Origin of the sequence: Pseudomonas sp. CFBP 8772, assembly GCF_014841665.1 — a bacterium.
Lineage (GTDB): Bacteria > Pseudomonadota > Gammaproteobacteria > Pseudomonadales > Pseudomonadaceae > Aquipseudomonas > Aquipseudomonas graminis_B.
The window spans coordinates 283,682-306,799 of the sequence record NZ_JACYUI010000008.1 but is presented as its reverse complement, the minus strand read 5'-3'; the positions used below and the strand labels follow the sequence as shown (position 1 = coordinate 306,799).

At 60.8% G+C, this 23,118-nt stretch carries 17 protein-coding genes; 9 read left to right on the top strand and 8 right to left on the bottom strand.

Translation table 11 applies throughout. From position 1 onward, the window contains the following. Positions 1-89: 89 nt before the first annotated feature. The 5 genes from IFT99_RS18090 to IFT99_RS18070 form a co-directional block, all read right to left on the bottom strand. Entirely contained in the window at positions 90-791 is a 702-nt protein-coding gene (locus IFT99_RS18090; protein WP_065992624.1) for an ABC transporter ATP-binding protein, read from the bottom strand. Beyond that, positions 792-1,559 (bottom strand): high-affinity branched-chain amino acid ABC transporter ATP-binding protein LivG, encoded by a 768-nt coding sequence (livG, locus tag IFT99_RS18085; RefSeq protein ID WP_065992627.1) that lies wholly within the window; start codon positions 1,557-1,559, stop codon positions 792-794. It lies immediately after the preceding gene. Further along, complete coding sequence (locus tag IFT99_RS18080) at positions 1,559-2,821, bottom strand: high-affinity branched-chain amino acid ABC transporter permease LivM (RefSeq protein WP_065992632.1); 1,263 nt, start codon at positions 2,819-2,821, stop codon at positions 1,559-1,561. The genes livG and IFT99_RS18080 overlap by 1 nt, the downstream gene beginning before the upstream one ends. Further along, a complete protein-coding gene (livH, locus tag IFT99_RS18075; protein ID WP_065992637.1) occupies positions 2,818-3,744 on the bottom strand; it encodes a high-affinity branched-chain amino acid ABC transporter permease LivH in 927 nt (308 codons plus the stop codon). The genes IFT99_RS18080 and livH overlap by 4 nt, the downstream gene beginning before the upstream one ends. 215 nt (positions 3,745-3,959) lie before the next feature. Next, on the bottom strand, positions 3,960-5,087 hold the full coding sequence (locus IFT99_RS18070) for a branched-chain amino acid ABC transporter substrate-binding protein (RefSeq protein ID WP_065992639.1): 1,128 nt from the start codon (positions 5,085-5,087) through the stop codon (positions 3,960-3,962). A 327-nt stretch (positions 5,088-5,414) separates the two neighbouring features. Here IFT99_RS18070 and IFT99_RS18065 point away from each other — a divergent pair, with 327 nt between their 5' ends. Together IFT99_RS18065 and IFT99_RS18060 are read left to right on the top strand one after the other, a co-directional pair. Next, positions 5,415-5,714: a DUF2288 domain-containing protein gene (locus IFT99_RS18065; RefSeq protein ID WP_065992641.1), complete on the top strand. Its 300-nt coding sequence runs from the start codon at positions 5,415-5,417 to the stop codon at positions 5,712-5,714. 321 nt (positions 5,715-6,035) lie between these two features. Then, positions 6,036-7,391: a spinster family MFS transporter gene (locus IFT99_RS18060; RefSeq protein WP_192134039.1), complete on the top strand. Its 1,356-nt coding sequence runs from the start codon at positions 6,036-6,038 to the stop codon at positions 7,389-7,391. A gap of 132 nt (positions 7,392-7,523) precedes the next feature. Here IFT99_RS18060 and rapA read toward each other — a convergent pair whose 3' ends face one another. After that, the gene (gene rapA, locus IFT99_RS18055) at positions 7,524-10,370 is read right to left on the bottom strand and encodes an RNA polymerase-associated protein RapA (RefSeq protein WP_192134037.1); all 2,847 of its coding nucleotides are present in this window, start codon (positions 10,368-10,370) and stop codon (positions 7,524-7,526) included. 205 nt (positions 10,371-10,575) lie between these two features. On the opposite strand from rapA, the gene IFT99_RS18050 reads away from it, so the two are divergent. The 3 genes from IFT99_RS18050 to ccoM all read left to right on the top strand — a co-directional run bounded on the left by IFT99_RS18050 (position 10,576) and on the right by ccoM (position 11,400). After that, the gene (locus tag IFT99_RS18050) at positions 10,576-10,923 is read left to right on the top strand and encodes an aspartate-semialdehyde dehydrogenase (protein WP_065992645.1); all 348 of its coding nucleotides are present in this window, start codon (positions 10,576-10,578) and stop codon (positions 10,921-10,923) included. A 66-nt stretch (positions 10,924-10,989) separates the two neighbouring features. Next, on the top strand, positions 10,990-11,151 hold the full coding sequence (locus IFT99_RS18045; RefSeq protein ID WP_167355831.1) for a hypothetical protein: 162 nt from the start codon (positions 10,990-10,992) through the stop codon (positions 11,149-11,151). Between the two features lie 132 nt (positions 11,152-11,283). Continuing rightward, on the top strand, positions 11,284-11,400 hold the full coding sequence (gene ccoM, locus IFT99_RS26595; protein WP_296310393.1) for a cytochrome c oxidase subunit CcoM: 117 nt from the start codon (positions 11,284-11,286) through the stop codon (positions 11,398-11,400). Positions 11,401-11,511: 111 nt separating this feature from the next. Here the strand turns inward: ccoM and IFT99_RS18040 are convergent, their stop codons facing one another. Both IFT99_RS18040 and IFT99_RS18035 read right to left on the bottom strand, forming a co-directional pair. Continuing rightward, positions 11,512-11,982 (bottom strand): MaoC family dehydratase, encoded by a 471-nt coding sequence (locus IFT99_RS18040; RefSeq protein WP_065992646.1) that lies wholly within the window; start codon positions 11,980-11,982, stop codon positions 11,512-11,514. A gap of 40 nt (positions 11,983-12,022) precedes the next feature. Continuing rightward, positions 12,023-12,967, bottom strand: a complete 945-nt coding sequence (locus tag IFT99_RS18035) for an alpha/beta hydrolase (RefSeq protein ID WP_192134035.1) — start codon at positions 12,965-12,967, stop codon at positions 12,023-12,025. Positions 12,968-13,193: 226 nt separating this feature from the next. Between IFT99_RS18035 and fadD2 the strand changes: the two genes are divergently transcribed. The 4 genes from fadD2 (at position 13,194) to IFT99_RS18015 (ending at position 22,956) form a co-directional block, all read left to right on the top strand. Continuing rightward, on the top strand, positions 13,194-14,882 hold the full coding sequence (gene fadD2 / locus IFT99_RS18030; RefSeq protein WP_192134033.1) for a long-chain-fatty-acid--CoA ligase FadD2: 1,689 nt from the start codon (positions 13,194-13,196) through the stop codon (positions 14,880-14,882). A 357-nt stretch (positions 14,883-15,239) separates the two neighbouring features. After that, a complete protein-coding gene (gene fadD1, locus IFT99_RS18025; RefSeq protein WP_192134031.1) occupies positions 15,240-16,937 on the top strand; it encodes a long-chain-fatty-acid--CoA ligase FadD1 in 1,698 nt (565 codons plus the stop codon). A 739-nt stretch (positions 16,938-17,676) separates the two neighbouring features. Beyond that, complete coding sequence (hrpA, locus tag IFT99_RS18020) at positions 17,677-21,588, top strand: ATP-dependent RNA helicase HrpA (protein ID WP_192134029.1); 3,912 nt, start codon at positions 17,677-17,679, stop codon at positions 21,586-21,588. A 228-nt stretch (positions 21,589-21,816) separates the two neighbouring features. Further along, complete coding sequence (locus tag IFT99_RS18015) at positions 21,817-22,956, top strand: beta-ketoacyl-ACP synthase III (protein ID WP_192134027.1); 1,140 nt, start codon at positions 21,817-21,819, stop codon at positions 22,954-22,956. The last annotated feature ends 162 nt before the right edge of the window (positions 22,957-23,118 follow it).

The following is a 23,118-nucleotide window of genomic DNA, read 5'->3' as shown; positions in this document are numbered from 1 at the left end:
ACGCAGGTTTCTTTTTGGTTGGCATACATGCACCTCTTACTCATGTTATGCCCGAACACAAAATTTCTGACACCCCCCTTGATCCTGCTTTACCCGCCGAGATAAGCATCCCGCACTTTCGGATCGACCAACAACTCCGCCCCCGACCCCTGCATCACCACCCGGCCATTCTCCAGAACATACGCACGATCAGCGATCTTCAACGCCTGATTCGCATTCTGCTCCACCAGAAACACCGTCACCCCATCCCGCCGCAACTGCTCAACAATCTCGAAAATCTGCTGAATAATAATCGGCGCCAGACCCAGCGAAGGCTCATCCAGCAACAACAACTTCGGCTTACTCATCAACGCACGCCCGATCGCCAGCATCTGCTGCTCGCCGCCCGACATCGTCCCGCCGCGCTGATTGAACCGCTCCTTCAAGCGCGGAAACAACTCAAGCACCTTATCCATCTGCACCTGATAATCGGCCTTGTCCGTAAAGAACCCGCCCATCGACAGATTCTCCTCCACCGTCAGACGCGCAAACACCCGACGGCCCTCCGGCACCACCGCAATACTCTTGCGCATGATCACCGACGACTCCAGACCCACCAGCTCCTCACCCATATAACGGATGCTGCCACTGTGTGCGCGCGGCGAACCGCACAGCGTCATCAACAGCGTCGACTTGCCCGCGCCATTGGCGCCGATCAGCGTGACAATCTCGCCCTGCTGCACATCGATGCTGACACCGTGCAAGGCCTGGATCTTGCCGTAGAACGTGGAAACGTTATCGAACTGCAGCATTTACGCTTCCCCCAGATAGGCTTTGATCACTTCAGGATTGTCACGGATCTGCTCGGGTGTGCCATCGGCCAGCGGCGTGCCCTGATTGATCACCACGATATGGTCGGAAATACTCATGACCAGCTTCATGTCGTGCTCGATCAACAACACCGTGGCGTTGTGCTCGTTGCGCAACACGCCAATCAGCGCTTTCAGGTCTTCGGTTTCTTTCGGGTTCAGACCGGCTGCCGGCTCGTCGAGCATCAGGATGCGCGGGCGCGTCATCATGCAGCGGGCGATTTCCAGACGGCGTTGCTGACCGTAGGCCAGGGTGCCGGCAGGACGGTTGGCGAATTCCTTCAGATCGACCGCTTCCAGCCAATGCTCGGCGTACTCCATCGCCTCGCGCTCGCTCTTGCGATACGCCGGGGTCTTGAACAGGCCAGAGAGGAAATTCGTGTTGAGGTGGCGATGCTGGGCCACCAGCAGGTTTTCCACCGCCGTCATTTCCTTGAACAGGCGCACGTTCTGGAACGTTCGCACCACGCCTTTACGGGCGATCTCATGGCCGGCCAGGCCCTGGATCGGCTCGCCGTCCAGCAGAATCGTCCCGGAGGAGGGTTTGTAGAAGCCTGTCAGGCAGTTGAACACGGTGGTCTTGCCGGCGCCGTTTGGGCCGATCATCGACACCACCTGTTTCTCGTGGACGGTCAGACCGACGCCGTTGACGGCCAGCAGACCGCCGAAGCGCATGCACAAGCCGGACGCTTGCAGAAGTGGACGGCTCATCAGCGCTCCCCCTTGAGTTTCATGACGGGACGCTGCATCGGCAGGAAGCCCTGGGGACGCCAGATCATCATCAGCACCATTAAGGCGCCGAAGCCGAGCATCCGGTATTCGCTGAATTCGCGAAGCAGTTCAGGCAACAGAATCATCACGACGGCGGCGAGAATCACCCCCAGCTGCGAGCCCATGCCGCCCAGGACCACGATGGCGAGGATGATCGCCGACTCCAGAAAGGTGAACGACTCCGGCGTGATCAGACCCTGACGCGCGGCGAAGAAACTGCCGGCGAAACCGGCGAATGCAGCGCCGAGGGTGAAGGCCGACAGCTTGATGATGGTCGGATTCAACCCCAGCGCGCGGCAGGCGATTTCGTCTTCACGCAAGGCTTCCCAGGCGCGGCCGATGGGCATGCGCAACAACCGGTTGATCACGAACAGCGCCAATAGCGCCAGCAGCAGGGCGATCAGGTAGAGGAAGATCACCTTGTTGATGGAGTTGTATTGCAGGCCGAAGTATTCGTGGAACGTCTGCATGCCTTCTGCTGCCTTGCGCTCGAACGACAGGCCGAACAGCGTTGGCTTTTCGATGTTGCTGATGCCGTTCGGGCCGCCGGTGATGTCGGTCAGGTTACGCAGGAACAGGCGAATGATTTCACCAAAACCCAGCGTCACGATGGCCAGATAGTCACCTCGCAGCCGCAGGACCGGGAAGCCCAGCAGGAAGCCGAAAGTCGCCGACGCCAGCCCCGCCAGTGGCAGACAGATCCAGAAGCCGAAGCCGAAATAGTGCTGCAGCAGGGCGTAGGTGTACGCGCCCACGGCGTAAAAGCCGACGTAGCCGAGGTCAAGCAGACCCGCCAGACCGACGACGATGTTCAGGCCCAGGCCAAGCATCACGTAGATCAGGATCAGGGTCGCGATGTCCACTGCGCCGCGCGAACCGAAGAACGGCCACACCAGTGCCGCGATTACCAGCGCGCCGAGGAACCAGCGTTGGGTCGAAGGCAGGGTCAGAAAGTTGCTGGTCTTGTCGGACATCAGCTGTTTCTGCGGACGCGAACGCCACATGGCGCTGATCTGTTCGTTGAACAGCACGCGCAGGAACATCAGAAACGCGGCGGCGAAAATCACCAGCACGGTGGTGGTGCTGGCGCCGACCACCGCGAGGTTGATCCCGACGATGTCCAGTTTGAGCCCGAGGATCGGGTAAGCGACGGCCAGCACCAGCACTGCGCTGAAGAGGGCCGATTTGAGATTCCTGGTCATACTTTTTCAACCTCCGGACGGCCGAGCAGGCCGGTTGGCCGGAACAACAACACCAATACGAGAAGACCGAACGCCACCACATCCTTGTACTGGTCGCCGAAGATGTCGGCGCCAAAGGCTTCGGCGATGCCCAGCACCAGACCGCCGAGCATCGCGCCCGGGATACTGCCGATGCCGCCCAGTACCGCGGCGGTGAAGGCTTTGATGCCGACGAGGAAACCGGCGTTGGGGTTGATCACGCCGTACTGCATGCTCAGCAGGACCGCAGCGACCGCCGCCAAAGCCGCGCCGATGACAAAGGTCAGGGCGATGATGTTGTTGGTGTTTATCCCCAGCAGGTTGGCCATCTTGATGTCTTCGGCGCAGGCACGGCAGGCGCGACCCAGGCGAGAGCGGGAGATGAACCAGGTCAGACCAAGCATGGCCACCAGCGTGACGATGAAGATGAGGATCTGCATGTACGAGATCACCACTTCATGGGTGCTGCCGGGGCCGAAAACGAAGTTGCCGGGAATGAGGTTGGGGATCGATTTGTCTTTCGAGTCCTGCGACAACAGCACGGTGTTCTGCAGGAAAATCGACATGCCGATGGCGGAAATCAAGGGGATGAGGCGGTTGCTGCCGCGCAGCGGGCGATAGGCCACTCGCTCGATGGCATAACCGTAGGCGCTGGTCACCACAATACTGGCGACGAAGGCTGCGGTAATCAGCAGGGGCAGGCTGTCCAGGCCAAGCATGGTCAGACCGGCCAGGGCGATAAACGCCACATACGACCCGATCATGTACACCTCGCCGTGGGCGAAGTTGATCATGCCGATGATGCCGTAAACCATGGTGTAGCCAATGGCAATCAAGGCGTAAGTGCTGCCAATGGTCAACCCATTAACCAGCTGTTGAAGAAAGTGATAGAGATCTATCGGCATTGCTGAGTGCTCCTAAAAACCTGCCTGGTGTTTCACTGGTGGTGTCTTTTTCCCGCTCGCGCGTCGTGATCTACGTCCGCGTCCGGCACGAGCCCAGTGGTTCACTGGTGCGGTTTCAAGATGTTCAGGGATCGGAATTCTTATGAAATTCGCTGCCCAGCTAAAACAAAGCCCACTGCGGTTGCAGTGGGCTTCGGGTAAGCATGAAGGCTGCGTTATTTCACAGGGGCTTCAGTCTTGGTGCCATCTTTGTGCCAGGTGTAAACGACGAATTTGAAGTCTTTCAGGTCACCCTTGGCGTCGAACGACAGATCGCCGGTAGGGGTCTTGAACGTACCGGCGTGGATGGCCGCTGCCACTTTGGCGGTGTCTTCGGACTTGGCGGTCTTGATCGCGTCGGCAATCACCTCAACAGCGGCGTAGGCCGGGAACACGAACGGACCGCTCGGGTCTTCTTTCTTCGCCTTGAACGCGGCGACCAGCTCATTGTTGGCCGGGTCCTGATCGAAGGATTTCGGCAGGGTGACCAGCAGACCTTCGGACGCGTCCTGAGCGATCTGCGAGATGGACGCGTTGCCCACGCCTTCCGGACCCATGAAGCCGGCTTTCAGGCCTTTTTCTTGTGCCTGACGCAGGATCAGACCCAGTTCAGGGTGGTAGCCGCCGTAGTAGACGAAGTCAACGTTGGCTTGCTTCATCTTGGCGATCAGCGAGGAGAAGTCCTTGTCGCCGGCATTGATGCCTTCGAACAGCGCGACTTTCACGCCGTCTTTTTCCAGGGTCTGCTTGACGGCGGTGGCGATGCCTTCACCGTACTGCTGTTTGTCGTGGATGACCGCAACGATCTTCGGCTTGACCTGCTTGGAAATGTACTCGCCAGCGGCCGGGCCCTGGGCGCTGTCCAGGCCGATGGTGCGGAAGATCATTTTGTAACCGCGGGCGGTGATTTCCGGGCTGGTGGCCGCCGGGGTCACCATGATGATGCCTTCGTCTTCGTAGATGTCCGAAGCTGGCTGAGTGGAGCTGGAGCAGAGGTGACCGACCACGAACTTGACGCCGTCGTTGACCACTTTGTTGGCGATGGCGACCGCTTGTTTCGGGTCACAGGCATCATCGTAATCAACCGCTTCAAGCTTCTTGCCGTCGACGCCGCCTTTGGCGTTGATCTGGTCGATGGCCATCTTGGCGCCGCTGAACTGCATGTCGCCGTATTGGGCCACAGCACCGGTTTTCGGGCCGGCGATGCCGATCTTGATGGTGTCAGCTGCGAACGAGTGACTGGCAACCCCCGCCAGAACCAGTGCGGCAAACAGCTTGGAAATCTGATTAATACCCTTAGTCATGATGCTCCACTCTTGCGTTGTAGTTTTTATAATCCTGACGGCCGAAGCGGCAGGACCGGATTGAATCTCCAGGCCGCACCCCCAGCAACTGTACCGGAACAGTTTAGAGCGCCGGTCGAGCGCTTGAATAGCTGGCTGCGGGGGACAAAACCTGCGGATGTCGCTTAATCGACAGAAAGATACACAATCAGGCTGGTGGTTTCGCCTTGTCGGACGATGAACCGGTTGGCCTGCGCGAACTTCTCTGCAATCAATCACTTGAATCCGGGTTTGTCGGTACGAAAGGCGGCGCTATGATTGCGCCGATTTCCAATACGGTGAAAACCCATGACGCAAGAACCTAGCACCCTCTATGCCAAACTGCTTGGCGAAACCGCTTCGATTACCTGGAAAGAATTGCAACCGTTCTTTGCGAAGGGTGCCCTGTTGTGGGTCGAGCCGACGCTGGATTTGATCGCCGTGGCACAGGCATTTGCCGAGAACAGCGAGGCGCAAGTGGCGGCATGGGTTGCGAGTGGAGAAGTCGGCAAGGTCTCTGAATCAAAGGCTCTGGATCTTTTGGAGCGCGATCCGACGCTGTGGGCCGTGGTCGTTGCACCCTGGGTGTTGATCCACGAAAGGGCGTGACGCGCTTCTGTGCTCAAAAAGGGTGCGTCCAATGATGGCGAAGTGGGTAGGGCGGTAACTCCCCGTGTGTCCCCGGTAGCGAAATCGCTCACCTACTGACTGATCGGGCGGTGGGAGTTCTACGTCATCGAGAGGGTCAATCGCAATCTATCCAGATGGTCAGGTATCAGCGGGGCGAATCTTTGCAGACAAGATAGAAAGGGGCGACTACACAGATCAGGAATCACAAACCGGGGACAGATTTATTTAAGGTGAAGCGATGTAAATAAGGTCAGTCCCCTCGCCGACGTCCTTGCCTTAAAACAAGAAAGAGATCGCCCCATGGACCACTCAACTCAGGCAAGGAACGCTTGGCGCGTTCTGTTTCTGCTGTTTCTGGCCAACCTGTTTAATTTCTTCGACCGCACGATTCCCGCGATCATCATCGAGCCCATCCGCAAGGAATGGTCGCTGAGCGACTTTCAACTCGGCATCATCGGCACCGCCTTCACGCTGGTTTACGCCGTGGCCGGGCTTCCGTTGGGCCGCATGGCTGACAACGGTTCGCGGCGCAAATTGATGGGTTGGGGCCTTGCGGTGTGGAGTGGGCTGACAGCGGTTAACGGTCTGGTCGGCAGCTTCTGGGGGTTTCTGCTGGTGCGCATGGGGGTGGGCATCGGCGAGGCCAGTTATGCACCTGCGGCCAACTCGTTGATCGGCGACCTGTTCCCGGCCCACCGCCGGGCCCGTGCCATGGGCATTTTCATGCTCGGCCTGCCACTCGGGCTGCTGCTGGCGTTCTTCACCATCGGCGCGATGGTCCAGGCGTTCGGCAGTTGGCGCGCGCCGTTTTTCATCGCCGCGGTGCCGGGGCTGGTGCTGGCGGTGTTCATGTTCTTCATTCGCGAACCGGCCCGGGGCGCCGCTGAAAGCGTGGCCATTTCCCAGGAGAAAATCGAACGGCCGATCCGCCGCGTGCTGTCTATCCCTACCTTCCGCTGGCTTGTGCTCGCCGGTTTGGCGTTCAATTTTGCCACCTACGCGTGCAACTCGTTCATGGTGCCTATGTTGCAGCGCTACTTTTTGCTGCCTTTGCAGGAAGCGGCAATGGCGACCGGCATGATCGTCGGCGTGACCGGGCTCGTCGGCCTGACGGTCGGCGGCTGGGTGGCGGACAAGCTGCACCAGCGCTGGAGCAACGGCCGTCTGATGTTTGCCGCCCTGAGCATGGTGGTCGCGACGCTGTGTACCGGTTATGCGCTGCACGCCGGGCGCATCGAGATCGGCGTGTTCGTCGGGGTGTTCAGCCTCGGTTGGCTGTTTTCCTACAACTTCTACACCTGCGTTTACACCGCCATTCAGGACGTGGTGCAGCCCCGGCTCCGCGCCACGGCCATGGCGCTGTTCTTCGCCGGGTTGTATTTGTTGGGCGGCGGGCTGGGCCCCGTGGTGGTGGGCCTGCTGTCTGACCATTTCGCCCACTCGGCGATGTACGCCGCGCAGGTCGAGCAGATGACCGAACCGTTCAAGGCGGTGGGGCTGCACGATGCGATGTATCTGATACCGGTGGCGTTGCTTTTCGTGTTTGTGTTTCTGATGAAGGCGTCGACGTGTTTCAGCGCCGATGCGCAAAGGATGCGCGAGGGGATGGTGGCGGATGAGCCGGTAGGGCGGGGGGTGAAACCGTCGGTGGCTTGAAGCGAAAAGGGGACAGATTTATTTAGGCAAGCGAAATAGGCACAAAGGGGACAGATTTATTTACGGTGAAGCGCTGTAAATAAATCAGTCCCCTTTTACGCTCGGCCCTTTTACGGCCCGAGTCTTGTTGGTTTAGCCGGCGACAAGCACCCGAATCGCTTCGAGGCGCAGCGCGGCTTTTTCCAGCATGGCCAGGCCTTGCTCACGTTGCTCACGCAGCGCCGTCAGTTCGCTGTCGCGGACCGTCGGGTTGACCGCTTGCAGGGCCGTCAGACGCGCCAGTTCTTCTTCGGTGTCTGCGGCCAGACGTCGCTGTGCTTCCGCCACACGTTCAGCGTGCTTGGGCGCGATCTTGCTTTCGGCGGCGTTGATCTGCGGGTTCAGCACGTCACGCTGGGCCTGGATGAACTTGTTGGCGCTGGCCCGGGGCACGCTTTCCAGCTGACCGTTCAGGGTGGTGAAAGACACACGGCCCGACAGGTCGTTGCCGTTGCCATCCAGCAGGCAACGCAGTGCAGCCGGCGGCAGGTAGCGGCCCAACTGCAGCGAACGCGGCGCGACCACTTCACTGACGTAGAGCAACTCCAGCAGCACGGTGCCGGGTTTCAGCGCCTTGTTCTTGATCAATGCCACCGCGGTGTTGCCCATCGAGCCTGACAGCACCAGATCCATGCCGCCCTGCACCATCGGGTGTTCCCAGGTAATGAACTGCATGTCTTCGCGAGCCAGCGCCTGATTACGGTCGTAGGTGATGGTCACACCTTCGTCGTCGCCCAGCGGGAAGCTGGCGTCGAGCATCTTCTCGCTCGGCCGCAGGATCAGCGCATTCTCCGAGTGGTCTTCGCTGTCGATGCCGAACGCGTCGAACAGGGTTTCCATGTAGATCGGCAGGGTGAACTGATCGTCCTGCTCAAGGATGGCTTCCACCAGCGCTTCGCCTTCGCCCGCGCCGCCCGAATTGAGCTCCAGCAGGCGGTCGCGGCCGGTGTGAAGTTCACTCTCCAGACGCTCGCGCTCATTACGGGCCTCGTTCACCAGGGCCTGCCAGTCATCCTCGTCACCGCCATCGAGCTGCGGCAACAGGCGCGGGCCGAACGTATGCTGCAGCGCATTGCCGGTCGGGCAGGTGTTGAGGAACGCGTTGAGGGCTTCGTGATACCACTGGAACAGCCGCTCTTGCGGGCTGGTTTCCAGGTACGGCACGTGCAGCTCGATGATGTGCTTCTGGCCGATCCGGTCCAGACGACCGATACGCTGCTCCAGCAGGTCCGGGTGCGCGGGCAGATCGAACAGCACCAGATGATGGGAGAACTGGAAGTTGCGGCCTTCACTGCCGATTTCCGAACAGATCAGCACTTGGGCGCCGAACTCTTCGTCGGCGAAGTAGGCCGCCGCGCGGTCACGCTCGAGGATATTCATGCCTTCGTGGAAGACCGTCGCCGGGATGCCGGAGCGCACGCGCAGCGCGTCTTCCAGGTCCATCGCGGTTTCGGCGTGGGCGCAGATAACCAGCACCTTCACGCGCTTGAGCATTTTCAGCGTGTCGATCAGCCATTCAACCCGGGGATCGAAGCGCCACCAGCGTTCTTCTTCGCTGATCTCGCCTTGGGCCTGGAAGCTGACTTCCGGGTACAGGTCGGCGTGTTCGCCAATCGGTAGCTCGAGGTATTCGGCCGGGCAGGGCAGGGGGTACGGGTGCAGTTTGCGCTCCGGGAACCCTTGCACGGCGGCGCGGGTGTTGCGGAACAGCACGCGGCCTGTGCCGTGACGGTCAAGCAGTTCACGGATTAGACGGGCGCTGGCTTCGGCATCGCCGGCGGCAACAGCGGTCAGCAGTGCCTCGGCTTCGGCGCCGAGGAAACCACGGATGGTCTCGTTGGCCTTGGGCGATAGCGTGCCTTTGTCCAGCAGCTCCTGAACGGCCTCGGCTACCGGACGATAGTTTTCGCTCTCGGCGCGGAAGGCGTGCAGGTCATGAAAACGGTTTGGGTCCAGCAGGCGCAGACGGGCAAAGTGGCTGTCCTGACCGAGCTGCTCAGGGGTTGCCGTCAGCAGCAGGACGCCGGGAATCACTTCGGCCAGTTGCTCGACCAACGAGTATTCGCGGCTGGCCTTTTCTTCGTGCCAGACCAGGTGATGAGCCTCATCGACCACCAGCAGGTCCCAGCCCGCCGCAAACAAAGCGTCCTGGGCCTTCTCGTCTTCAACCAGCCATTCCAGTGACACCAGCGCCAGCTGGGTGTCTTCGAACGGATTGCTGGCATCGCTTTCGATGAAGCGTTCGGCATCAAACAGCGCGACCTGCAGGTTGAAGCGGCGGCGCATTTCGACCAGCCACTGGTGCTGCAGGTTTTCCGGCACCAGGATCAGCACCCGGTTAGCGCGGCCCGACAGCAACTGGCGGTGGATGACCAGACCGGCTTCGATGGTTTTACCCAGACCCACTTCGTCCGCCAGCAAGACCCGCGGCGCGATACGGTCAGCGACCTCCCGGGCGATGTGCAACTGGTGCGCGATCGGTTGCGCACGCACGCCGCCCAGGCCCCACAGCGAGGATTGCAGCTGGCGACTGGTGTGTTCGAGGGTGTGATAGCGCAGGGAGAACCACGGCAGGGGGTCGATCTGCCCGGCAAACAGGCGGTCGGTGGCCAGGCGGAACTGGATGAAGTTCGACAGCTGGGTTTCCGGCAGGGTCACCGGCTGGTTCTGCGCGTTGAGGCCGTGGTAGACCAGCAGGCCTTCGACGTCGTCGACTTCGCGGACGGTCATCTTCCAGTTTTCGAAGTGGGTGATGGTGTCACCCGGCGAGAAGCGCACCCGCGTCAGCGGCGCATTGCGCAAAGCATACTGGCGCGTGTCGCCAGTGGCCGGATAGAGCACGGTCAACAAGCGGCCGTCCTGTGCCAGAACGGTGCCCAAACCCAGCTCGGCTTCGCTGTCGCTAATCCAGCGTTGCCCCGGTTGATACTGCTGCGACATGCTGCCTGACTCCCGCCTTGAAAAAGCCGACTATGTTAACGGAACAAGGCGCCCAGGCCAAAGCCACATTGTAAAAACCCCCGGATATAGTGGGGGGCGTGGCTGAACGGGCACTTGCTGCGAAAAACATAGTCGAAACTCGCGCTTGAATCGGCTCAAGTCGACGAAACGGCAGCCGACAGCTTGATAACAGGAGACCATTACCATGCTGCCACCGCTGATCCCATTGAGCGCGGCCCCCGTGACTTCGCAGCTGGACCCGGTCAAACCCACCCCGGACATCCCGCCGGTAACGCCGATTCAAAAGAGTTCGAGCGAAACCAATATCGACATGGGCGAACGTGACCGCGAGCAGGCCGAATTGCTGCTGCGCGAAGAACAACGCCGCCATCAACGCCGCCGCAGCGACCGGCGCGTGGCTGACCGTCACCCCGATCTGCAAGAAGGCCCGGCCATTCCCGGGGATTTCCTCAATGCCGACGACACTGTGCCGGTGGTCCCGATCATCGACGACGAGCCACGCCAGGGCCTGTGGGTCGACCTGAAGGTCTGAGGCGCTGGTCAGCGCCGCTGCGATTGCGCATTATTGGCGGCAACAGGTATTCACGAGCGATACGCCATGAGCGATGACGACAAACTGGTAGACCTGAGTGCCGAACGCGCCAAGCGTGTTCACGACCTCAATGACAAACGGCTGAACGAAGTCCGAAGCGCGTTTGAACAGGCCATGCCGCTGGGCAAGGGCAAGAAGAAAGCCAAGAGCAAACCGAAAAAACGCTGACCCCGCCTCCCGTTCGTCCCCCGCCTGCCGGCTGCTGTTTGCGATTCACGCCGGCATTGACCTGAGTCAATTTCTCCCGCTACCCCTCTGGTTACTCTGCGCCTGTCAAAGGCTGAAGCAGAGGGCACGCGCATGTTTCTCGACCACGCAGTGATAGCCGGCGTCATGGCGGTGGGGCTGATGATGGTGATTTATTCAAGCGTCGGACTGTTCATCTGGAAAGACTCACCCCGGCGCGGCAGACGCTGAGTTTTCTATACAAAGAGCACGCAAGGCATTTTGGGCAACTTCGGTTGCCCATTTTTTTTGCGCGGTGGTTGTGCGTGCTGATTGCTGCGCCGGGAGGATGCTGGCGGCGGCTCAACCCACGGTGATGGGCGGCAGATCGGCCAGGGTCACGGTCTGCAGCTTGCGTGGCGCAAGGATCTCGGCCTCGCCATCCACCACCAGTTCATCGTTCTGATTGAACACGCGAGTGGCGATGCGCACGCGGAATTTCGGCAGTTTCTCGAGGATCTCCAGGCGCACGGTCAGGGTGTCGCCGATCTTGACCGGCTTCTGGAAGGTCATCTGCTGACCCAGGTAAATAGTGCCCGGGCCAGGCAGTTCACAGGCCACTGCCGCGCTGATCAATGCGCCGCTGAACATGCCGTGGGCGATGCGATCCTTGAACATGCTCTTGGCCGCGAACTCAGCGTCCAGGTGCACCGGGTTGCGGTCGCCGGACATCTCGGCGAACAGCTGGATGTGACGCTCCTCGACGGTTTTGCTGTAGCTGGCGGTCTGGCCGACTTCAAGGGATTCGTACGGCGTGTTGGTGACTTGGGTCATGGGGTGTCCTGTGACAGTTGGGAAAGATGAACCACCGGGGTCATTCGCTGCGGCGCGGCCTTGGCTGCTGCAGCGCCTGTTCAAGCCAGGCAAGCAGGTCATGGGTGACCTCTTCACGATTGATCTCCAGGAAAATCTCGTGACGCGCCTGCGGGTAGACCTTCAGCGTAACAAACGGGTGGTCGGTGCCGCTCAGAGCGTCGGCCAGATGCGTGAGACGCTTGCCATCGCTCACCGGATCACATTGGCCACCGATAATCAGGATTGGCAGTCCGGAATCGATCTGCGCCAGGTTCGAACGCTTGCTGATCTGTTGCAGGCCGCCAAGCAGGTCCATCCACAACTGATTGGTGCAGCGAAAGCCACACATCGGGTCATGGCTGTACGCGTCGACCTCGGCCGGGTCGCGGTTGAGCCAGTCATAGCAGGTGCGTACGGGCTTGAATCGTTTGTTGAACGAGCCGAACGACAGGTGCTCGATCAACGCGCTGCGACCCGCCGGCCCTTGGCGCCAGCGTTCAAAACGAGCAACCAGCGCCGCCGAGCGGTAGAAGGCGACCGGATGGTAATTCGAGCCGCTGAGAATCGCCCCTTGCACACTGGCGCTGTGGTGCAACAAATACCCCTGGGCGATGTAACTGCCCATGCTGTGACCGAGCAGGAACACCGGCACGCCCGGATGGCGCACCGCAATCGACGCTTTCAGCGTGGCGAGGTCGCCGACCACTTTGTTCCAGCCGTCCTGATCGGCGAAATGACCCACAGTGCCATGGGAGGCCGAATGGCCGTGGCCACGCTGATCGGCGGCATACAAGGCGAAGCCTGCCCGCATCAGTGCCCCGCCGAGTCTGTCATAGCGCCCGCCGTGCTCAGCCATCCCGTGGGAAAGCATGACCACCGCCCGGGCATTGCCCATCGGCCTCCAGGTCCGCACATAGAGACGACTGTGATCTTGAGCGTCCAGCCAAAAAGCTTCGTGTTCCATCGCGTTTTCCTGGCCCCTGTAAAAAGTTGTCTCAAAAAACGCAGTGGCGAGCGCTTTGCTTGAGTGTATAGCGGTAGCCGGATGGCAGGCTGGTTACCCGCAAGATTCACACCGGTGATGACGTGGCGACGACTATTTGCCTTCTATGCCATAGCTGCTAACGTCCGGCAAACGCCCGTTTAAATACCACGGGGCCAGTACACTCAGGTAAGAGGATAAAAACAACATGCAACCTGAATTCTGGAACGACAAGCGGCCCGCTGGCGTTCTTTCTGAGGTGGACCTGCAGGCGTACACATCGGTGATCGAAGTGTTCGAGCGCAGTTGCCGCCAGTACGCCGATCGGCCGGCCTACAGCAACATGGGTGTCACCCTGAGTTACGCAGAGCTTGAGCGCCAATCGGCGGCCTTCGCCGGTTACCTGCAACAGCAGACTGACCTCAAACCCGGCGACCGCATCGCCGTGCAGATGCCCAACCTCATCCAGTACCCCATCGCCGTGTTCGGTGCCATGCGCGCCGGCCTGATCGTCGTCAACACCAATCCGCTGTACACCGCCCGGGAGATGCGCCACCAGTTCAAGGATTCCGGCGCCCGCGCACTGGTCTATCTCAACGTCTTCGGCAAGAACGTGCAGGAAGTGCTCGCGGACACCGATATTCAGTACCTCATCGAAGTGAAGATGGGCGACATGCAGTCGGCGGCCAAAGGCTGGCTGATCAACACCGTGGTCGAAAAGGTCAAGAAGCTGGTGCCCGCGTACCACTTGCCCCAAGCCATCCCGTTCAAACGTGTGCTCAAGCTGGGCAAGGGCGATCGTCTGCAACGGGTGCCAATGGCGCTGGATGACGTCGCTGTGCTGCAGTACACCGGCGGCACCACCGGTTCGCCGAAAGGCGCGATGCTGACCCACGGCAATCTGGTCGCCAACATGCAGCAGGTCTATGCCTGCATGCAGCAGCACGGGCCCGACGGGCGGCCGATCTTCAAGCAGGGCAGCGAGATCATGGTGGCGCCGCTGCCGCTTTATCACATCTATGCGTTCACCTGTAATTGCATGTGCATGATGGTCAGCGGCAATCACAACCTGCTGATCACCAACCCGCGGGACATCGGCGGCTTCATCAAAGAGCTGAAGAAGTGGAAGTTCTCGGCAATGCTCGGCCTCAACACGCTGTTCGTGGCGCTGATGGACCATCCCGAATTCAAGAATCTGGATTTCTCGACGTTGCGCCTGACCAATTCCGGCGGCACCGCGCTGGTCAAAGCCACCGCCGAGCGCTGGCTGCAATTGACCGGCTGCCCGATCGTCGAGGGCTATGGCCTGACCGAAACCTCTCCCGTCGCCACCGCCAACCCCTATGGCACTCAGTCCAGGCTGGGGACGGTGGGCATGCCGGTGCCGGGCACCACGGCGAAGGTCATCAGCGACGACGGTGCCGAGCTGCCTGTGGGTGAGCGCGGCGAGCTGTGCCTCAAGGGGCCGCAGATCATGCTCGGTTACTGGAACAAGCCAGAGGCCACCGCCGAAGTGCTGGACAGCGAAGGCTGGCTGAAAACCGGGGACATCGCGGTGATCGACCCGGACGGGTTCATTCGTATCGTGGACCGCAAGAAGGACCTGATCATCGTTTCGGGCTTCAACGTCTACCCGAACGAGATCGAGGACGTGGTCTCGCGGCATCCGAAAGTCGCGAACTGTGCGGTGATCGGCGTTCCGGACGACCGTTCGGGCGAAGCTGTGAAGCTGTTCGTGGTGCCGAGGGATGCCACGCTGACCAGCGAGGAGTTGAAGGCATACTGCAAGGAGAACTTCACCGGCTACAAGATTCCCAAGCAGATCGTGCTGCGTGAGTCGTTGCCGATGACGCCTGTGGGGAAAATCCTGCGGCGCGAGCTGCGGGATATCGCCTGATCCGGCATCGCTTCTTTCCCCTGAGCTTTACCCCCACAAAACGGCGTGATGATCACGCCGTTTTTTTTGCCCGGTGTTTGGCTGCAGGGTTTGAGGGGGCCGCATAAATGAACATCACCGTAGGATATTTCCGACATTTAGGTTCATTGCTCTAAACGTGACCGTGGCCTATTCAAGAGTCAGGTATGTGACTGGAGAGCCCGCTTTTGGCTCTAGGCGGCTTTTGGCAAAGCTGATACGCTCGCCCCGCTTTTTGTGCCAACGGTCAACAAAAAGCGGTTACTACAATATTCCAAACACAAGAAATCATCGCATCAAGCGGTGTGTAGAAACGCTGTTGCTGAGGAGTCGGCTTTTATGCTCGAAAACTTCTGGAAGGATAAATATCCGACAGGTATCGCTGCCGATATCGATCCGGATCAGTATCCGAACGTACAGGCCGTATTGAAACAGTCCTGCGAGCGTTTCGCCAACAAACCTGCGTTCAGCAACCTGGGCAAGACCCTCACCTACGGCGAAATGTACGCGCTGTCCGGTGCCTTTGCGGCGTATCTGCAACAGCACACCGACCTGCAACCGGGCGATCGCATCGCCGTGCAGTTGCCCAACGTGCTGCAGTACCCGGTCGCGGTGTTCGGTGCCATTCGTGCCGGGCTCATCGTGGTCAACACCAACCCGCTGTACACCGCGCGGGAAATGGAACACCAATTCAACGACTCCGGCGCCAAGGCGCTGGTTTGCCTGGCGAACATGGCGCACCTGGCCGAGAAGGTCGTGCCCAAGACCGGCGTCAAGCACATCATCGTCACCGAAGTCGCCGACCTGCTGCCGCCCCTCAAGCGCCTGCTGGTCAACAGCGTCATCAAGTACGTGAAGAAGATGGTTCCGCCGTTTCACCTGCCCAAGGCGGTCAAATTCAACGACGTGCTGGCCAAGGGGCACGGTCAGCCGGTGCGGGATGTTTCGCCGACCGGCGACGACGTCGCGGTGCTGCAATACACCGGCGGCACCACCGGCGTGGCCAAGGGCGCGATGCTCACCCACCGCAACCTGATCGCCAACATGCTGCAATGCCGGGCGCTGATGGCGGCCAACCTCAATGAAGGCACGGAGATTCTGATCACGCCGTTGCCGCTGTACCACATCTATGCGTTCACCTTTCACTGCATGGCGATGATGCTGAGCGGCAACCACAACGTGCTGATCAGCAACCCCCGTGATTTGTCGGCGATGGTGAAAGAGCTGTCGAAGTGGAAGTTTTCCGGCTTCGTTGGTCTCAACACGCTGTTCGTCGCGCTGTGCAATAACGCCGACTTCCGCCACCTGGATTTCTCCTCCCTCAAGCTCACCCTGTCGGGCGGCATGGCTCTGCAAACCGCGGCGGCCGAGCGCTGGAAAGAGGTGACCGGCTGCTCGATCTGCGAAGGTTACGGCATGACCGAGACCAGCCCGGTGGCGTCGGTCAACCCGTTCCAGAAGATCCAGATGGGCACCATCGGCATTCCCGTGCCTTCGACCCTGTGCAAGACCATTAATGACGCTGGCGAAGAGCTGCCGGTCGGCGAAGTGGGCGAGCTGTGCATCAAGGGTCCGCAGGTGATGAAAGGCTACTGGCAAAATCAGGCGGCCACCGACGAGATGCTCGATGCCGACGGTTGGTTGAAGACCGGTGACATCGCAATCATCCAGCCGGATGGCTACATGCGCATCGTTGATCGCAAGAAAGACATGATTCTGGTCTCCGGCTTCAACGTGTACCCGAACGAACTGGAAGATGTGCTGGCGACCCTGCCCGGCGTCCTGCAGTGCGCGGCCATCGGTATCCCGGACGAGAAATCCGGTGAGGCGATCAAGCTGTTCGTGGTGTGCAAACCGGGCACGACCCTGAGCAAGGATCAAGTCATGGAGCACATGCGTGCCAACGTCACGGCTTATAAAGTGCCGCGTAGCGTGGAATTCCGCGACGCCCTGCCGACCACCAACGTCGGCAAGATCCTGCGCCGCGAACTGCGTGACGAAGAACTGAAAAAGCTGGCGCTTAAGAAGCCTGCCTGAGTCAGCCCTCACACCAACAGACCCCGCCAGCGTGGTCGGCCTAATGGCCTCGGGTTTCGCCTTCGGCGAGTTACTTGATAAAGCCCCAAGTAACCAAGGGCTTTTGCTCTTGGTTGGGCCCCGACTTCGTCGGGGTTCCTTCACTCCGGTCCCGCTCCGTGGGCCCGCGCCGAACGGACATCCATGTCCTGACGGCGCTCTCGCCGCATCCATGCGGCTCGGCCCACTGCGCGAGACCTGCGCTCAGCCTGCACCCAAGTCGCGTTTGGCAGTGACTGGACTTTTTGCGTACGAAGATCACAAACGGATCAACTGCTTCCCGGCTAAAGCCGGTCCCACAGACTTACTGCGCACCCACTGTAGGACTGGCTTTAGCCGGGAAGAGGCCGGTGTGATCGCCACGTATTTCACTGAATGCACGCGCTGCTTTTAGTGGGACTGGCTTTAGCCGGGAAGAGGCCGGTGTGATCGCCACATATTTTACTGGATGCACGCGCTGCTCTTAGTGGGACTGGCTTCAGCCGGGAAGAGGCCCGCATGACCGCCATCAATTTTTTGGCATACACCCTCCATGTGGGAGCCGTCACGACCTCGTGGGAGCGACCGGGGTGGCGCTCCACATTGCGCGCGAGGACTTACACCCTGCCCGTGAATGCCTTTGCGCCACAGACCTGCCTCCACCCCACCAAATCTGCGACAATCCGCGCCCTGCATTCAGATAGAAAGATTCCGCGCCCTGATGACCGACGATTCGACCTCCATCGACCAACTCTTCAAGAACCTCGACCACGCGATGATCAGCGATCGTCATCGCTTGCGCCGGCAATTGCATGAGCTGCGCAAGAAACCGGACGAGACGAAACTGGCGCAGTGGGTCGAGCGCGTGCAGGCATCGTGCGCCCGTGTGGTGAGTCGCGCGCAAAGCGTGCCGACCCTGCGCTACGACGAAAACCTGCCGATCGCCGCCAAGCGCGACGAGATCAAGAAAGCGATCCTTGAACATCAGGTGTTGATCATCGCCGGCGAAACCGGCTCGGGCAAAACCACTCAGCTGCCGAAAATCTGTCTGGAAATCGGTCGCGGGCAGCACGGACTGATCGGCCACACCCAGCCACGTCGCATCGCAGCACGGAGCGTCGGCAGCCGGGTCGCCGAAGAAGTCGGCACGCCGCTGGGCGGGTTGGTGGGTTATCAGGTGCGCTTCGAAGACCAGAGCGACGAAAACACCCTGATCAAGCTGATGACCGACGGCATCCTGCTCGCCGAAACCCAGCACGACCGCTTTCTTGAGCGCTACGACACGATCATCGTCGACGAAGCCCACGAACGCAGCCTGAACATCGACTTCCTGCTCGGTTATCTGAAAACCCTGCTGCCCCGTCGCCCGGACCTGAAAGTCATCATCACCTCGGCGACCATCGACCTCGAACGCTTCTCGGAGCATTTCGACAAGGCGCCGGTCATCGAAGTCTCGGGCCGGACCTTCCCGGTAGAGACCTGGTACCGGCCGATGACCGCCCAGCAGGACGAAGAGGGCAACAGCATCGAGGAAGACCTGACCGTCGATCAGGCGATTCTCGCTACGCTGGACGAACTGGCCGCCTTTGAACGCAGCGAGCGCAAGTCCCCCGGCGATGTGCTGGTGTTTCTGCCCGGCGAGCGGGAAATCCGTGACGCCGCCGAGATGCTGCGCAAGGCTCAACTCAAGCACACCGAAATCCTGCCGCTGTACGCGCGCCTGTCGCCGGCCGAGCAGCAACGAATTTTCCAGTCTCACCCGGGCCGTCGCGTGGTACTGGCGACCAACGTCGCCGAAACCTCGCTGACCGTGCCGGGTATCCGCTACGTCATCGACACCGGCACCGCGCGCATCAGCCGCTACAGCTACCGCGCCAAAGTGCAGCGCCTGCCCATCGAAGCAATTTCCCAGGCCAGCGCCAACCAGCGCAAGGGCCGTTGCGGTCGGGTCGAGCCGGGCCTGTGCGTGCGTCTGTACAGCGAGGAGGATTTCCTCTCCCGGCCTGAATTCACCGATCCGGAGATTCTGCGCACCAACCTGGCGGCGGTGATCCTGCAGATGCTCCACCTGCGGCTGGGCCAGATCACCGATTTCCCGTTCATCGAGCCGCCGGACGGCAAGGCGATCAGCGACGGCTTCAACCTGTTGCAGGAGCTGTCAGCGGTCGATCGCGAGAACAACCTGACGCCGATGGGCCGGCAACTGGCACGCCTGCCGGTGGACCCGCGCATGGGCCGCATGTTGCTCGAAGCGGCGAAGCAGGGCAGCCTGCAGGAAGTGTTGATTGTCGCCAGCGCCATGTCGATTCAGGACCCCCGCGAGCGTCCGCCGGAGCGTCAGCAGGCCGCCGACCAAGCCCACGCGCAGTGGAAAGATCAGGACTCCGACTTCGCCGGGCTGGTCAATCTATGGCGCGGTTTCGAAGAACAGCGCCAGGCCCTGACCGCCAGCCCTCTGCGTAACTGGTGCCGCCGTAATTTCCTCAATTACTTGCGCCTGCGCGAGTGGCGTGACTCCCATCGTCAATTGAGCCTGATCTGTCGCGACCTGCAACTGACGGTCAATAAAGAGCCGGCCGATTTCCCGAAATTCCACAAGGCGGTACTCTCGGGCCTGCTCAGCCAGATCGGTCAGAAGACCGAAGAGGGCGACTACATGGGCGCGCGTCAGCGGCGGTTCTGGGTGCATCCGTCGTCGGGGCTGGGCCGCAAGCGCCCGCAATGGATCATGGCCGCCGAGCTGGTCGAGACCACCAAGCTGTATGCACGCATGGTGGCGAAGATCGAACCGGACTGGATCGAACCCCTCGCCGGGCACCTGATCAAGAAAAACCACTTCGAACCCCATTGGGAAAAGAAGCGCGGCCAGGTTGTGGCTTTCGAGCAGATCACCCTGTTCGGCCTTATCGTGGTTGGGCGTCGGCCGGTGCATTTCGGGCCGATCGATCCGGTGGTGTCCCGCGAGTTCTTCATACGCGAAGGGCTGGTGCGCGGCGAAATCCAGTCCCGGGCCAAATGCCTCTCAGCCAATGCCAAATTGCTGGAGCAGCTCGACGAACTGGAAGCCAAGGCGCGTCGCCGAGACATCCTGGCCGACGAAGAAACCCTGTACCGCTATTACGACGAACGCTTGCCGGCGGAGATTCACCAGACCGCGACGTTCGACGCCTGGTACCGGATGGAGAGCCAGAAGAACCCGCAGTTGCTGATCATGCGCGAGGAAGATGTGCTCGCCCGTGAAGCCAGCGAGGTCACGGCCAATCAGTACCCGGACACTTTGCGCCTGGGCGAACTGACCCTGTCGCTGACCTATCACTTCGAGCCCAACCATCCGCGTGACGGCGTGACCCTGCGGGTGCCGGCGCCGCTGTTGCTGTCGTTACCGGCCGAGCGCCTGGAGTGGCTGGTGCCAGGGCTGCTGGAAACCAAATGCGTGGCGCTGGTGCGCAACCTGCCCAAGGCGCTGCGCAAGAATTTCGTGCCGGTGCCGGACTTCGTCAAAGCCGCGTTGCAGCGGATGGTCTTCGCCGAAGGCTCGCTGCCCCAGTCGTTGGGCCGCGAGCTGTTGCGCATGACCGGCGTGCGGGTGACCGACGAAGCCTGGGCCGAAGCGGCGCAGCAGGTGGAAAGCCACCTGAAAATGAACCTTGAAGTGGTCGACGCCAACGGCAAGTTCCTCGGTGAAGGCCGTGAGCTGGATGAGCTGACCGCCCGTTTCGCCGAGGCCGGACAGGCTGCACTCGCAGTGCCGCACTCGGCGAAAGGTCAGCAGCCGGTCGAGGCCAAGGGCTTCGCAAAGGTGGCCGAGAAGACTCAGCAGAAGATCGCCGGGCTGTCGATGACGGTGTATCCGGCGCTGGTGGAAGAGGGCGGCGCGGTTAAAGAAGGGCGTTTCTCGACTCAAGCCGAGGCCGAATACCAGCACCGCCGAGCCCTGCAACGGCTGTTGTTGCAGCAACTGGCCGAGCCGGCCAAGTTTCTGCGCAGCAAGTTGCCGGGACGGACCGAGCTGGCCTTGCTGTACCGCGACTTGGGTAGGGTCGATGCATTGATCGAAGACATCCTGCTGGCGAGTCTCGACAGCTGCATTCTCGAGGGCGAAACGACGTTGCCCCGAGACGGCGCCGGCCTCCTGTCACTGGCCGAGCGCAAGCGTGGCGGTCTGACCGAACATGCGGAGCGGCTGGCAAGGCTGACGCTGGAGATTCTCAAGCTGTGGCATGGCCTGCAGAAGCGCTTCAAGGGCAAGATCGATCTGGCCCAGGCCGTGGCGCTGAACGACATCAAAGGCCAGCTGAGCAAGCTGGTCTATCCCGGTTTCATCCGCGAGACGCCGGCGGTGTGGCTCAAGGAACTGCCGCGTTACCTCAAGGCCATCGAAATGCGCCTCGAAAAACTCGGTAGCCAGGCGCAGAAGGACAGGGTCTGGAGCATCGAACTGGGCAATCTCTGGGCGCAGTACCAGGCCCGTGCCGACAAACATGCCCAGGAAGGCAAGCGCGACCCGGAGCTGGTGGTGTATCGCTGGTGGCTGGAGGAATACCGCGTGTCGCTGTTCGCGCAGCAACTGGGCACCAAAGTGCCGATCTCGGACAAGCGCCTGAACAAGCAGTGGACTCAGGTCGAGGGGTGATCCCCTCGGCCCGCAGTGCCGATTACATTACCCGATAGCGCGAAATGGCGGCCGTTATGGCAAACTTCGCGGCTAAACTTCATAGCGTCATAAAACATCCGTCGTCCGCCAAGCGGGTTGCTGCCCCGTTGCATTGGGACCTTCGTCCCAGATCGCCAACGCCCCCGCTTGTGCTGGCTGTTCAGCTGCTGCCGTCAATGAGCTGCTTTTATCTCGAGAGGAACGACCGTGTACGAAGTCGTGATCAGTGGCACCGGGCTTTTCACCCCCGCCAACAGTATTTCCAACGATGAGCTGGTGCAGTCTTTCAACACCTACGTTGCCCAGTTCAACGCCGAAAATGCCGCCGCGATCGACGCGGGAGAGATTCAGGCACTGACGGAATCCAACGCGGCGTTCATCGAAAAAGCCAGCGGCATCAAAAGCCGTTACGTGATGGACAAGGACGGCATTCTCGACCCCCAGCGCATGAAGCCGCGCCTGCCCGAGCGTTCCAATGACGAGTGGTCGATCCTCTGCGAGATGGGCGTTGCCGCGGCCAAACAGGCCCTGCAGCGTGCCGGCAAGACTCCCGCTGACATCGACGGCGTGATCGTCGCCTGCTCCAACCTACAGCGCGCGTATCCGGCGATCTCCATCGAAATCCAGGCGGCGCTGGGCGTTGAGGGCTTCGGCTTTGACATGAACGTGGCGTGCTCCTCGGCCACGTTCGGCATCCAGACCGCATGCAACAGCGTCAAGCTGGGCCAGGCCCGCGCGCTGTTGGTCATCAGCCCTGAGATCTGCACCGCTCACCTTAATTTCCGCGACCGTGACAGCCACTTCATCTTCGGTGACGCGGCCACGGCGGTAGTGGTCGAGCGTGCTGACCTGGCAACCTCCCAGCACCAGTTCGACATCGTTGGCACCAAGCTGCTGACGACGTTCTCCAATAACATCCGCAACAACTTCGGTTTCCTCAATCGCACGGCGGAAGAGGGCCAAGGCAAGCAGGACAAGCAGGACAAGCAGGACAAGCTGTTCGTGCAGGAAGGCCGCAAGGTGTTCCGCGACGTCTGCCCGATGGTCGCCGAACTGGTGGCCGCGCACCTGGACGAGAACCAGTTGAACGTCAGCGACGTGCAACGCTTCTGGCTGCATCAGGCCAACCTGAGCATGAACCACCTGATTGTGAAAAAACTGCTGGGCCGCGACGCCACTGTCGAAGAAGCGCCGGTGATCCTCGATCGCTACGCCAACACCAGCTCCGCAGGTTCGGTGATCGCGTTTCACGAACACCAGGACGACCTGCCAAGCGGCGCGCTGGGCGTACTCAGTTCGTTCGGCGCGGGGTATTCGATTGGTAGCGTGATCTTGCGCAAGAAGTGATGCGCGCGGCATGACCGCGGTTGATGACGTAGGAGCGTGGCTTGTCCCGCGATCTGGCGCGCAGCGGCAGCAACACAATGAATGCGGTGTGTCAGCAAGAATGGCGTGGCGAGGTTTAACGACTGCTGCGCAGCCGATCGCGGGACAAGCCACGCTCCTACA